General features: G+C 43.8%; 8 protein-coding genes, 2 tRNA genes, 2 rRNA genes and 1 pseudogene. 12 read left to right on the forward strand and 1 reads right to left on the reverse strand.

Annotation, left to right across the window (positions count from 1 at the left end):
* Positions 1 to 2 precede the first annotated feature (2 nt).
* The 3 genes from P253_RS15165 to erpA all read left to right on the forward strand — a co-directional run bounded on the left by P253_RS15165 (position 3) and on the right by erpA (position 2,990).
* A complete protein-coding gene (locus P253_RS15165; RefSeq protein ID WP_016659756.1) occupies positions 3 to 1,385 on the forward strand; it encodes an IS200/IS605 family accessory protein TnpB-related protein in 1,383 nt (460 codons plus the stop codon).
* Positions 1,386 to 1,563: 178 nt separating this feature from the next.
* Positions 1,564 to 2,538, forward strand: coding sequence for a putative solute-binding protein (locus P253_RS15170; RefSeq protein WP_171066731.1), 975 nt, complete (start codon positions 1,564 to 1,566; stop codon positions 2,536 to 2,538).
* Positions 2,539 to 2,654: 116 nt separating this feature from the next.
* Entirely contained in the window at positions 2,655 to 2,990 is a 336-nt protein-coding gene (erpA, locus tag P253_RS15175; protein WP_005181144.1) for an iron-sulfur cluster insertion protein ErpA, read from the forward strand.
* A 73-nt stretch (positions 2,991 to 3,063) separates the two neighbouring features.
* Here the strand turns inward: erpA and P253_RS15180 are convergent, their stop codons facing one another.
* Positions 3,064 to 4,191, reverse strand: a complete 1,128-nt coding sequence (locus P253_RS15180; protein WP_016659759.1) for an anhydro-N-acetylmuramic acid kinase — start codon at positions 4,189 to 4,191, stop codon at positions 3,064 to 3,066.
* Positions 4,192 to 4,254: 63 nt separating this feature from the next.
* Here P253_RS15180 and tyrS point away from each other — a divergent pair, with 63 nt between their 5' ends.
* The 9 genes and pseudogenes from tyrS to P253_RS15230 form a co-directional block, all read left to right on the forward strand.
* Positions 4,255 to 5,487, forward strand: coding sequence for a tyrosine--tRNA ligase (gene tyrS / locus P253_RS15185; protein ID WP_005181149.1), 1,233 nt, complete (start codon positions 4,255 to 4,257; stop codon positions 5,485 to 5,487).
* 562 nt (positions 5,488 to 6,049) lie between these two features.
* On the forward strand, positions 6,050 to 6,691 hold the full coding sequence (locus tag P253_RS15195; protein WP_016659758.1) for a hypothetical protein: 642 nt from the start codon (positions 6,050 to 6,052) through the stop codon (positions 6,689 to 6,691).
* A complete protein-coding gene (locus tag P253_RS15200) occupies positions 6,691 to 7,290 on the forward strand; it encodes an IS607 family transposase (RefSeq protein ID WP_016659757.1) in 600 nt (199 codons plus the stop codon). Before P253_RS15195 ends, P253_RS15200 begins: the two co-directional genes overlap by 1 nt.
* A 3-nt stretch (positions 7,291 to 7,293) precedes the next feature.
* Positions 7,294 to 8,676 carry an IS200/IS605 family accessory protein TnpB-related protein gene (locus P253_RS15205; RefSeq protein ID WP_016659756.1) on the forward strand — a complete coding sequence of 461 codons (1,383 nt, stop codon included), beginning with the start codon at positions 7,294 to 7,296 and terminating at the stop codon, positions 8,674 to 8,676.
* A pseudogene (locus P253_RS15210) lies at positions 8,675 to 9,040 on the forward strand (5'-nucleotidase C-terminal domain-containing protein); the annotation flags it as partial. The gene P253_RS15205 and the pseudogene P253_RS15210, both read left to right, overlap by 2 nt.
* Before the next feature lie 441 nt (positions 9,041 to 9,481).
* Positions 9,482 to 11,018: ribosomal RNA gene (locus P253_RS15215) — 16S ribosomal RNA — on the forward strand.
* A gap of 61 nt (positions 11,019 to 11,079) precedes the next feature.
* Positions 11,080 to 11,156: transfer RNA gene (locus tag P253_RS15220), tRNA-Ile, on the forward strand.
* Between the two features lie 63 nt (positions 11,157 to 11,219).
* Positions 11,220 to 11,295: transfer RNA gene (locus tag P253_RS15225), tRNA-Ala, on the forward strand.
* Between the two features lie 353 nt (positions 11,296 to 11,648).
* Positions 11,649 to 12,804, forward strand: a 23S ribosomal RNA gene (locus P253_RS15230); the annotation flags it as partial.

Consider the following 12,804-nt stretch of genomic DNA (forward strand, 5'->3'; position numbering starts at 1 on the left):
TTTTGAAACTAACACGCATCCACCATTGTAAAAACTTGAATGTGCAAAAGTACAAACAGCTTGAGAAACAAGCTGTTTTACTTGGTCGTATTCGTAGCGAGGTGTGGGCTAAATATGGTGCTATTTCAGGTTTGAATATCAGTGACAGAGCTATTCGTGATGCGTGGATGAAAGAAAGTCGTGACTTTGGTGTTTCTGCAAATGCGTGGAAAGAAACGCTACGTGATTGCATAGGTGATATTAAAGCCTATCGAGAAGCATCAAAAGACAAAGTAAAGCAGGCGATCCGAAAACGCACCTCCTGTAATAATGAACAAAAAAGACTATACACCTTGCTTAAAAAAGATGAATGGATGACTGATAATTTCCTCCATCGTCAAATGCGTAATCACTTTAAGCATGGTGTTAATCACACACATAATCAAATTATTGTTCGTGCGGATATGTGTAAAACTTTTGAGTTAAATGGTCAATGTTGGCTTAAAGTGCCGAGTCTAGTCCCTCGACAAACCATTAAAATTCCACTAAACACCACTGTTGATTTTGCGCCACAAGGCACACTTAGAATCATTCTAAAAAACGGTAATGTTGAAGTTCACTCAACTTATGATGCAGTTGAAACACAGGATTGTGGTCAGGAAACCGTAGGTGTTGATAAAGGTTATTCAGAAGCCTTTGTGGATTCTGATGGTGAAGTATATGGCAATGGTTTAGGTAAATTGATCTCAAGTGAATCAGACTACCTAAATCAAAAGTACAAACGTAGAAATAAGCTCAGAGCGATTTCTAAAGCCAAACCGCACAAGAAACAGAAAATTGAGTTAAATAATCTAGGTCGAAAAAAACTAGATAAGCGACAAGATACTCAAAAAGCAAAGCTCAAAACATTAATATTTACAGCAACTCACAAGTTGGTTGATAAAGCCAAAGTGATTGTTGCGGAAGATTTAACATCCCCAATTCAAAGTAAACGCAACTATGGCAAAAACACCAATAGACGCTTAAATACATGGGCTAAAGGTTTGTTAGCTAATGCCCTAACTTCTATATCTCACCGTAGAGGTTCTACGGTGCATCTAGTCAATTCTGCATATACTTCGCAAAGTGATTCTTTCTTGCATGGCCTTTTAATAGGTACACGTAAGGGAGATCGTTTTCACCGTTTCAATGGGGAAGTTGTGCAAGCTGATTGGAATGCTGCGAGAAACGTGCTTGCAAGATTAAACGACAATGAGATAAGTCGTTATACGCCTTACAAAACTGTAAAGCGTATATTGCAAGAACGGACTGACCGCTACAAGTCGGAACTGACCGACTCAGGCTCTAGTTACACGCTTGGCAACAAGACATTAACAGAGTGCGAATTACTCCTTGACTATGTTTGACTACATTTTAAGGAACAGCAGGAGAGGGTGATCTCCAAAGGTAAAAAGAACAAGGATAGATAGGCAAAAACAGCTTTTTAAAATATTAAACACTTCAGTACAACTGAAAACAACAAGAACAGCGATAAAGGAAAGATCAATGAAATATTATGCTCAAGGCATCGCACTGGCTGCAGTGATGGGACTCGGTGCGACTGCAGCACAGGCCAAGCAGACAGTGTGTGTCTTTGATTTGGTGGGAAAAAGTGGTGATGTGTATGCGCTGATGCTGGACTATCAGCTGGCGGCCAAAGCCTGGGGCGCCGATATTGAACTGCGCGTCGGGCAGAATGAAGCGGTAATTGCCGAAGATTTTAAAGCCGGTAAATGTGACGGGATTAGTGTCACCGGTATGCGCGGGCGTCAATTTAACAGCTTTACCGGTTCTCTGGATGCGATTGGTGCAATTCCCGATTTAAATCTGGCGGTCAAAGTCATGCAGGGACTGGCCAGTCCGAAATTTTCCCGCTTTATGACTCAAGGCCAGTATGAAGTGGCTGGTGTAGTGCCTGTCGGTGATGCCTTTTTAATGGTCAATGACCGCAGTATTAATACCGTGGCCAAAGCTGCCGGTAAAAAAATTGCGGTCCTGGATTATGACCAGGCACAAAAAATTATGGTGCAGCAGATTGGCGCGCAGGCAGTCAGTTCAGATGTCACCAACTTCGGCAGTAAATTCAATAACGGTCAGGTCGATATTATTGGTGCGCCGGCCGCCGTGTTTAAGCCACTGGAGCTGCATAAGGGCTTGGGCAGTAAAGGCGCGATTGTGAATTATCCGATTTTACAGGTGACTGGCAATATTATTATTCGCCCGAACAAGTTCCCGGCCGGTTTTGGCCAGAAATCACGGGAATGGGTCAAAGGTCAATTACCGCGTGCCTTTAACATCTTGGGTAAAATGAAAGCCGATATTCCGCAAAAATACTGGATGAATATTCCGGCAGCCGACAAACCGGGCTATCAGAAGATGATGCGTGAGGCGCGGATTGACCTGACCAAACGTGGCATTTATGACAAACGCATGATGAAGCTGCTGTGGCAATTCCGCTGTAAGCAGGACCCGAAAAACTTCGAATGCGGCCTGCAGGATGAGAATTACAAACAATCTTGATAAAATTAGTCTGAATTGACTTTGAATTGAACATGACTGACCATATATTGGGTATGTTATACTTGATATGTGGTCTTTTCTGTTAAAAGACATTTGAATCGAACGAGGAATCCGACATGAATGCCCAAGCCCTTGTGCTGACTGACAATGCTGCGAACAAAGTACGCCAATTGCGTGACAGTGAAGGCAACCAAGATTTAATGTTACGCGTTTATGTGACCGGTGGTGGTTGTTCGGGCTTCTCTTACGGCTTTAACTTTGCTGAAAGCATGAATGAAGATGATGCTGAATTCGTGAATGGTGACGTAAAAATGCTGGTCGATTCACTTAGCTATCAATATCTGGTCGGTTCAGTGGTGGACTATTTAGAAGGTCTGGAAGGTTCACGTTTTGTGGTTCAAAATCCGAATGCCACGACTACGTGTGGCTGTGGTTCTTCTTTCTCGATTTAAGCAGAATTTTAAAATACTCAGCCCTCTATTTTGAGGGCTTTTTTAATATCTTTTTTAATATAAAGAGATTGGCCTAGACTGCGGTCAATGTTCCTAAAATCCGGTAGCCTTTGGCCCCGGTCACAGCCGGGAAATTGCCACTTTGCTGGTTGAGAAAACGCATCGCCAGCCAGGCAAAAGCAGTGGCCTCTACCCAGGTCGGGTTAATGCCTAAATCTGCCGTGGTCTGTACACTCCACTCATGTTTGCGTAAGCGCCAGCGCAGCTGTTCCAGTAAATAGGAATTATAGGCACCGCCCCCACAAACATAGACTTCACCGGTGTCCATGCCCGAGCGGTAAATGGCTTTTTTAATGGCGCGGGTGGTCAGTTTTAACAAGGTGGCCTGTACATTTTCCGGGGTATCTTCCAGTTCCTGATAGGCCAGGTCATTGCGCCAGTCGGCAATCTGTTCATCCAGCCATTCCAGGTTAAAATCTTCACGGCCGGTGCTTTTTGGCGGCTCTTTGGAAAAATATTCATGTGCCTGTAGCCGGTCCAGCAGACTGCGAATTGGCTGTCCATAAGCCGCCCAGTTGCCGTTTTCATCATAAGGCTGGCCGGTGTAGCGTTCACACCAGGCATCCATCAGGATATTGGCCGGGCCGGTATCAAAACCATAGACTTTTTCCGGCTGTCCGGCAGGCAACATGCTGACATTGGCAATCCCGCCCAAATTCAGAATCACCCGGTGGATGCTGTTATGCTGGAACACGTCCTGATGAAAAGCTGGTACCAACGGAGCACCTTGTCCACCGGCAGCCATATCACGCCGGCGGAAATCCGAGACCACCGGCAGCTGGGTTATTTCGGTAATAATATTTGGATCACCAATTTGCAGGGTAAAGCCATGTTCAGGCCGGTGGCGGATGGTCTGGCCATGTGAACCAATGGCACGAATCTGGCTGTGATCAAGCTGGTGTTCTTCAATCAGGCGGTTAATGCCATGTCCAATCATTTGCGCCAGCGCCACATCGGCCTTGCCCATCCGGTCAATTTCATTGTCATCCGGCAGGGTTAGGGCCATCAGTTCATCGCGTAAATCGGGATCGAAGCTCAGGGTTAGGGTGGCATGAAGCTGTAAAGGATCAAAAGAAGCAGCAACAATATCGACACCATCCATACTTGTGCCGGTCATTACCCCAATATAGATCGCTGTCATGGTTATTCTTAAGCCTGCAATGTGCTGAAAAAGTGTTAGTATATCGCACAAATTGAATAACTGATGTGTTTGGGTTTTGTGATGTCAAATTTCTTGCCAGCTGAAGAACAACTTGCCCTCATCCAACGAGGTACGCATGAAATTATTTCTGAAGAAGATCTTCTAAAGAAATTAAAAGAGAACCGTCCTTTAAAAATTAAAGCGGGCTTTGACCCGACTGCACCTGACCTGCATTTGGGTCATACGGTTTTAATTAACAAGCTGAAAGTGTTCCAGGATTTGGGTCACGAGGTCTTCTTCCTGATTGGTGACTATACTGCCATGATTGGTGACCCGACCGGTAAGAGCGCGACCCGTCCGCCGTTGTCACGCGAGCAGGTACTGGAAAATGCCAAAACCTATCAGGAACAGGTGTTCAAGATTCTTGATCCAAACAAAACCAAAGTGGTGTTTAACTCGGAATGGTTTGCCAGCAAAACTGCGGCCGATTTAATTCAACTGGCCTCACAGCAAACCGTGGCGCGTATGCTGGAGCGTGATGACTTTACCAAGCGTTATAACAACCAGCAACCAATTGCGATTCACGAATTCCTGTATCCGCTGGTACAAGGCTATGACTCAGTGGCTTTAGAAGCCGACGTAGAGTTGGGCGGTACTGACCAGACCTTTAACCTGCTAATGGGCCGTACCTTACAGGGCCGTTATAACCAGGAAGCACAGGTGTGTATTACCGTGCCAATTCTGGAAGGTTTAGATGGCGTCAACAAGATGTCGAAATCATTAGGCAACTATATTGGTGTATTTGATGCCCCAGGCGCGATGTATCAAAAAGTGCTGTCTATGCCGGATTCACTGATTGAGCGTTATTTTGACCTGCTCAGCTTCAAGTCTGTGGCAGAAATCCAGCAATTACTGAAAGAAGTGGCTGAAGGTCGTAATCCGCAGGATGTGAAAAAGATTCTGGCGCTGGAACTGGTCGAGCGTTTCCACGGTGCGGAAGCTGCAGCCAATGCGCATAAAGGTGCCGGTAACCTGATTACCGAAGGTGAATTGCCAGAAGGTACACCAGAAGTGACCATTTCACGTGGCGAATATGGCGGCGAGATTTTCATTGCTTCTATTTTACGTGCAGCAGGTTTAACCAAAAACGCAGCACAAGCCAAAGATGCTGTCGGTCGTGGTGCAGTGAAAGTTGATTGGCAACCAGTCGATGCCTCATTTTCGGTAAAAGAAAACGTGACCTTGATTGTGCAGGCCAGTAAAAAGGCCATTGCCAAAGTCACCTTTACCGACTAAAAATGCAGTTAAGTAGTTGAATTAAAAAGCAGGCTTCGGTCTGCTTTTTTTATGATATTGCTTATAAGATATTTAAATATTTAAATTTAAAAAAAACCTTATAAAAACAAGAATTAAATTTTTCCGATTGTCTTGATTTTGTCATATTTTATGTTTAAGATTTATCCGTCTAAATATGTGGTGTCTACATATCTAGAGGGTAAATTGCTATTTGATGACGTTTCATCCCCAAGAAGCGCGGAAATAGCCGAAAATAATAATGACAATAACATATGGATCCGTAAAAGATTCAACTCCGAGGGAGAGATTTTGGGAGAGATCTCTTTCTTTTTTTTATCCAAAATTTAGCCTTTGACCTGAAAAAAGCGGTTTTTTGAGCAGCTGGAGCGGTGTCTGCCCATGGTTGCCCGCTGCAAAAATCCGGCGTATAAATAAATCCGGATCATCATTTCCATATAAAAAATAAACTCGAGCCAGAGGGAGTGATTTATAGCAAATAATTATATTCACAAATATAGTCAAACATATACAATTTAGGTATTAAATTTTAAAAAAACTTGCAATGAAATACTTGACTGAAAGCTTAAAGAAAGTAGAGCAAGACCTTGCTTATTTTGTATCCCCTGAAAATAAAGATGGGTTTATTAAGGAATTTGCATCATGGGTCTATGGTGAGTGGTCAAAGAATGATTTCTATGAAACCGATATTGTAGATTTAGGCTATGATTGTTCTTCGTACCCTGAAAAAACAAATCAATCACTCTCCGATAAATGCCCCACCTATGCTGATTTTATTAATGCAAATACAGGCTTTTCTGAATGTACTCACGTTTCAGGACAAGGTATGCGCTGTCAAGAATATGAGGAAAAATTATTAGAGATTTTTGGTGATGCTTGCGCTAAAAAACTAGATGATTTAGTAGAGCTATATCAACTAGAAGTGCCTGAAAAATACAAAAAATTTGCAGAAAATATTAGTGAACTAATTTTCCTTGAGGTTGTTGATCATCATGAGGATTTAGAACTTTATGAGGTTTGTGACGATATTTTATTAAAATATAATCAGCTAGGAGTCGCATCATCCCCTTATACATGCCCTATCTGTGGATGGGATGAAGACAATGATCTAGCCATATATTGTGATGAATCCATATTTAAAGACTATACACTTGAGGATTTCAAGAAGTTAGCGGAGATTGATTAATGTATTCTCCTGCTAAATTCGGTGAAATGATTGGGAAGTCGGTTAAAACTCTACAAAGATGGGATGCCGAAGGTATTTTGGTTGCATGTCGAAATCCTAAAAATCGCAGATACTACACGCACGATCAATACCTTGAATATATCGGTATAAAAGCAACGGAAGCTAAATCATCAGTAATTGTTTATTCAAGGGTATCTAGTGTTGCTCAAAAGCCCGATTTAGCTAATCAGGTGTCAGCTTTAGAAACTTTTTGTACTGTAAATGGCTATGCTGTTGATGATTGGGTGTCAGAGGTTGGAAGTGGTTTGAATTATAAAAGAAAGAAATTCAATCAGCTTTTTCTTGATATTGAAATGGGTAAAGTTTCAATGCTTGTCATCGCTCACAAAGACCGTTTGGTGCGTTTTGGTTTTGAGTGGTTTGAATCTTTTGCTGAAAGACATGGTTGTAAAGTTATTATTATGAATCAAGAATCTCTTTCCCCAACGGAAGAAGTAACACAAGACTTGTTAGCGATTATTCATTGTTTTTCCTCTCGACTTTACGGATTAAGAAAATACAAAGAAAAAGTTAAAGAATTAGTGAACATCAAGGAATAACTTTTGAAACTAACACGCATCCACCATTGTAAAAACTTGAATGTGCAAAAGTACAAACAGCTTGAGAAACAAGCTGTTTTACTTGGTCGTATTCGTAGCGAGGTGTGGGCTAAATATGGTGCTATTTCAGGTTTGAATATCAGTGACAGAGCTATTCGTGATGCGTGGATGAAAGAAAGTCGTGACTTTGGTGTTTCTGCAAATGCGTGGAAAGAAACGCTACGTGATTGCATAGGTGATATTAAAGCCTATCGAGAAGCATCAAAAGACAAAGTAAAGCAGGCGATCCGAAAACGCACCTCCTGTAATAATGAACAAAAAAGACTATACACCTTGCTTAAAAAAGATGAATGGATGACTGATAATTTCCTCCATCGTCAAATGCGTAATCACTTTAAGCATGGTGTTAATCACACACATAATCAAATTATTGTTCGTGCGGATATGTGTAAAACTTTTGAGTTAAATGGTCAATGTTGGCTTAAAGTGCCGAGTCTAGTCCCTCGACAAACCATTAAAATTCCACTAAACACCACTGTTGATTTTGCGCCACAAGGCACACTTAGAATCATTCTAAAAAACGGTAATGTTGAAGTTCACTCAACTTATGATGCAGTTGAAACACAGGATTGTGGTCAGGAAACCGTAGGTGTTGATAAAGGTTATTCAGAAGCCTTTGTGGATTCTGATGGTGAAGTATATGGCAATGGTTTAGGTAAATTGATCTCAAGTGAATCAGACTACCTAAATCAAAAGTACAAACGTAGAAATAAGCTCAGAGCGATTTCTAAAGCCAAACCGCACAAGAAACAGAAAATTGAGTTAAATAATCTAGGTCGAAAAAAACTAGATAAGCGACAAGATACTCAAAAAGCAAAGCTCAAAACATTAATATTTACAGCAACTCACAAGTTGGTTGATAAAGCCAAAGTGATTGTTGCGGAAGATTTAACATCCCCAATTCAAAGTAAACGCAACTATGGCAAAAACACCAATAGACGCTTAAATACATGGGCTAAAGGTTTGTTAGCTAATGCCCTAACTTCTATATCTCACCGTAGAGGTTCTACGGTGCATCTAGTCAATTCTGCATATACTTCGCAAAGTGATTCTTTCTTGCATGGCCTTTTAATAGGTACACGTAAGGGAGATCGTTTTCACCGTTTCAATGGGGAAGTTGTGCAAGCTGATTGGAATGCTGCGAGAAACGTGCTTGCAAGATTAAACGACAATGAGATAAGTCGTTATACGCCTTACAAAACTGTAAAGCGTATATTGCAAGAACGGACTGACCGCTACAAGTCGGAACTGACCGACTCAGGCTCTAGTTACACGCTTGGCAACAAGACATTAACAGAGTGCGAATTACTCCTTGACTATGTTTGACTACATTTTAAGGAACAGAAATACTGGCAGTTATCCATATACTGGTGGTTTACGCTGGCAGGTAGATTTAACCCAGGCCAAAGGGCAGCGTATTAGCCAGCTGGAAGTGCGTAATGCAAGCGGTAGTTATGAAGCACTGGTCTTGGATCGAACCTATAAAGTGGTGACTATCGACTTCCTGGCCAATGGACAGGACTACTATAGCAGCATGAAAGAGGTGACAGGCGAGCGCCGTATGGATGTGGGCCTCGATTATGCCGAAGCGTTTTTACAGTATGTCGAACGTTTACCGGGAACAATCGGACAAAAATCACTCGGTAAATTGCCAACAGCGGATTACAGCACGCAGAAATTTACTGAATAAGATAAAAAGAAAGCCAGCAAAAAATCCCGTTCGCGGGATTTTTTCTGTTAAATTGTGCAAAAAATAAGTGAAAAACCGGTTTTTTTAGCTGTTTCGTAGAAAAAAGATACATACGTGAAAAATAAAGTGAATTGGGGCTTGCAATGATTCTGAAATCCTCTAGAATGCACCCCATACCGACGAGATAGACGGAAACGAACGAAGCACGAAGTGCTGAGTTGTTAGGTTTATTAAGTCCAGCTTCTGGCACTGACGAGGTGTTGGAAAGATCATTAAGAGATTATGAAGAACAACTTGTGTGGATTTTTACTGGTTGATTGATCGAAATTATTTTCATTGATTGATTGGTTTAAATTACTCGAAGTTTATTTGAGCGAAATTTAAGTCAGAAAATTGATGAGCCAAGTTTAAGAGTTTTACTTATAAAACTCGAAATGATTTTAACTGAAGAGTTTGATCATGGCTCAGATTGAACGCTGGCGGCAGGCTTAACACATGCAAGTCGAGCGGGGAAGGTTGCTTCGGTAACTGACCTAGCGGCGGACGGGTGAGTAAAGCTTAGGAATCTGCCTATTAGTGGGGGACAACATTCCGAAAGGGATGCTAATACCGCATACGCCCTACGGGGGAAAGCAGGGGATCTTCGGACCTTGCGCTAATAGATGAGCCTAAGTCGGATTAGCTAGTTGGTAGGGTAAAGGCCTACCAAGGCGACGATCTGTAGCGGGTCTGAGAGGATGATCCGCCACACTGGGACTGAGACACGGCCCAGACTCCTACGGGAGGCAGCAGTGGGGAATATTGGACAATGGGGGGAACCCTGATCCAGCCATGCCGCGTGTGTGAAGAAGGCCTTTTGGTTGTAAAGCACTTTAAGCGAGGAGGAGGCGCTCTAGGCTAATACCCTAGATGCGTGGACGTTACTCGCAGAATAAGCACCGGCTAACTCTGTGCCAGCAGCCGCGGTAATACAGAGGGTGCGAGCGTTAATCGGATTTACTGGGCGTAAAGCGCGCGTAGGTGGCTAATTAAGTCAAATGTGAAATCCCCGAGCTTAACTTGGGAATTGCATTCGATACTGGTTAGCTAGAGTATGGGAGAGGATGGTAGAATTCCAGGTGTAGCGGTGAAATGCGTAGAGATCTGGAGGAATACCGATGGCGAAGGCAGCCATCTGGCCTAATACTGACACTGAGGTGCGAAAGCATGGGGAGCAAACAGGATTAGATACCCTGGTAGTCCATGCCGTAAACGATGTCTACTAGCCGTTGGGGCCTTTGAGGCTTTAGTGGCGCAGCTAACGCGATAAGTAGACCGCCTGGGGAGTACGGTCGCAAGACTAAAACTCAAATGAATTGACGGGGGCCCGCACAAGCGGTGGAGCATGTGGTTTAATTCGATGCAACGCGAAGAACCTTACCTGGCCTTGACATACAGAGAACTTTCCAGAGATGGATTGGTGCCTTCGGGAACTCTGATACAGGTGCTGCATGGCTGTCGTCAGCTCGTGTCGTGAGATGTTGGGTTAAGTCCCGCAACGAGCGCAACCCTTTTCCTTACTTGCCAGCATTTCGGATGGGAACTTTAAGGATACTGCCAGTGACAAACTGGAGGAAGGCGGGGACGACGTCAAGTCATCATGGCCCTTACGGCCAGGGCTACACACGTGCTACAATGGTCGGTACAAAGGGTTGCTACACAGCGATGTGATGCTAATCTCAAAAAGCCGATCGTAGTCCGGATTGGAGTCTGCAACTCGACTCCATGAAGTCGGAATCGCTAGTAATCGCGGATCAGAATGCCGCGGTGAATACGTTCCCGGGCCTTGTACACACCGCCCGTCACACCATGGGAGTTTGTTGCACCAGAAGTAGGTAGTCTAACCTTAGGGAGGACGCTTACCACGGTGTGGCCGATGACTGGGGTGAAGTCGTAACAAGGTAGCCGTAGGGGAACCTGCGGCTGGATCACCTCCTTAACGAAAGATTGACGATTAGTAAGAATCCACAACAAGTTGTTCTTCATGACGATGTATCTGAGGGTCTGTAGCTCAGTTGGTTAGAGCACACGCTTGATAAGCGTGGGGTCACAAGTTCAAGTCTTGTCAGACCCACCACTAACGACAAGCAAGCAATTGCAGAGCGAATAGAAATCAGAACATTGACTTAAATGATAAGCTGGGGACTTAGCTTAGTTGGTAGAGCGCCTGCTTTGCACGCAGGAGGTCAGGAGTTCGACTCTCCTAGTCTCCACCATAGATTATAGAGCTTAGTAAGTTTATGCTTATTAATCTCTGTGATTTATCACAGTTGACTGCAGTCCGACGAGGATGCAGTGAATCATTAACAGATTGGCAAAATTGAGTCTGAAATAAATTGTTCACTCAATCAATATACGTTAACGCGTTGTTATGACGGGTTGATGAACGTAGATTGAATTGAGAACTAGCAAATTAACTGAATCAAGCGTTTTGGTATATGAATTTAGATTGAAGCTGTACGGTGCTTAAGTGCACGGGACTTCGAACTGTAGATTAAATAGATAATTGATTATTTATTTAATTGTCTTAATCCTACTTGTAGGGATTAACGACTGTTTGGGGTTGTATAGTCAAGTAATTAAGTGCATGTGGTGGATGCCTTGGCAGTCAGAGGCGAAGAAAGACGTGATAGCCTGCGAAAAGCTCCGGGGAGGCGGCAAATATCCTTTGATCCGGAGATGTCTGAATGGGGAAACCCACTTACCATAAGGTAGGTATTGCAACATGAATACATAGTGTTGCGAGGCGAACGAGGGGAAGTGAAACATCTCAGTACCCTTAGGAAAAGAAATCAATTGAGATTCCCTCAGTAGCGGCGAGCGAAAGGGGAACAGCCCATTAAGTTATGTGTGTTTTAGTGGAATGCTCTGGGAAGTGCAACCATAGTGGGTGATAGTCCTGTACACGAAAGGGCACACATAATGATGACGAGTAGGGCGAGGCACGTGAAACCTTGTCTGAATATGGGGGGACCATCCTCCAAGGCTAAATACTCCTGACTGACCGATAGTGAACCAGTACCGTGAGGGAAAGGCGAAAAGAACCCCTGTGAGGGGAGTGAAATAGATCCTGAAACCGCATGCATACAAGCAGTGGGAGCAAACTCGTGAGGTGACTGCGTACCTTTTGTATAATGGGTCAGCGACTTACATTCAGTAGCAAGGTTAACCGCATAGGGGAGCCGTAGGGAAACCGAGTCTTAATAGGGCGTATAGTTGCTGGGTGTAGACCCGAAACCAGGCGATCTATCCATGAGCAGGTTGAAGGTTGGGTAACACTAACTGGAGGACCGAACCCACTGTCGTTGAAAAGCCAGGGGATGACTTGTGGATAGGGGTGAAAGGCTAATCAAGCCTGGTGATAGCTGGTTCTCCCCGAAAGCTATTTAGGTAGCGCCTCGGACGAATACCATTGGGGGTAGAGCACTGTTTCGGCTAGGGGGTCATCCCGACTTACCAAACCGATGCAAACTCCGAATACCGATGAGTACTATCCGGGAGACAGACTGCGGGTGCTAACGTCCGTAGTCAAGAGGAAAACAATCCAGACCGCCAGCTAAGGCCCCAAAATCATAGTTAAGTGGGAAACGATGTGGGAAGGCATAGACAGCTAGGAGGTTGGCTTAGAAGCAGCCACCCTTTAAAGAAAGCGTAATAGCTCACTAGTCGAGTCGGCCTGCGCGGAAGATGTAACGGGGCTAAAACTATGTGCCGAAGCTGCGGAT

The sequence above is a fragment of the Acinetobacter indicus CIP 110367 genome, assembly GCF_000488255.1.
Classification (GTDB): Bacteria; Pseudomonadota; Gammaproteobacteria; order Pseudomonadales; family Moraxellaceae; genus Acinetobacter; species Acinetobacter indicus.

Coding starts and splice junctions, on each gene's coding strand:
- P253_RS15170 (WP_171066731.1), top strand. CDS start 1,564: ATGGGACTCGGTGCGACTGCAGCACAGGCCAAGCAGACAGTGTGTGTC.
- erpA (WP_005181144.1), top strand. CDS start 2,655: ATGAATGCCCAAGCCCTTGTGCTGACTGACAATGCTGCGAACAAAGTA.
- P253_RS15180 (WP_016659759.1), bottom strand. CDS start 4,191: ATGACAGCGATCTATATTGGGGTAATGACCGGCACAAGTATGGATGGT.
- tyrS (WP_005181149.1), top strand. CDS start 4,255: ATGTGTTTGGGTTTTGTGATGTCAAATTTCTTGCCAGCTGAAGAACAA.
- P253_RS15195 (WP_016659758.1), top strand. CDS start 6,050: ATGAAATACTTGACTGAAAGCTTAAAGAAAGTAGAGCAAGACCTTGCT.
- P253_RS15200 (WP_016659757.1), top strand. CDS start 6,691: ATGTATTCTCCTGCTAAATTCGGTGAAATGATTGGGAAGTCGGTTAAA.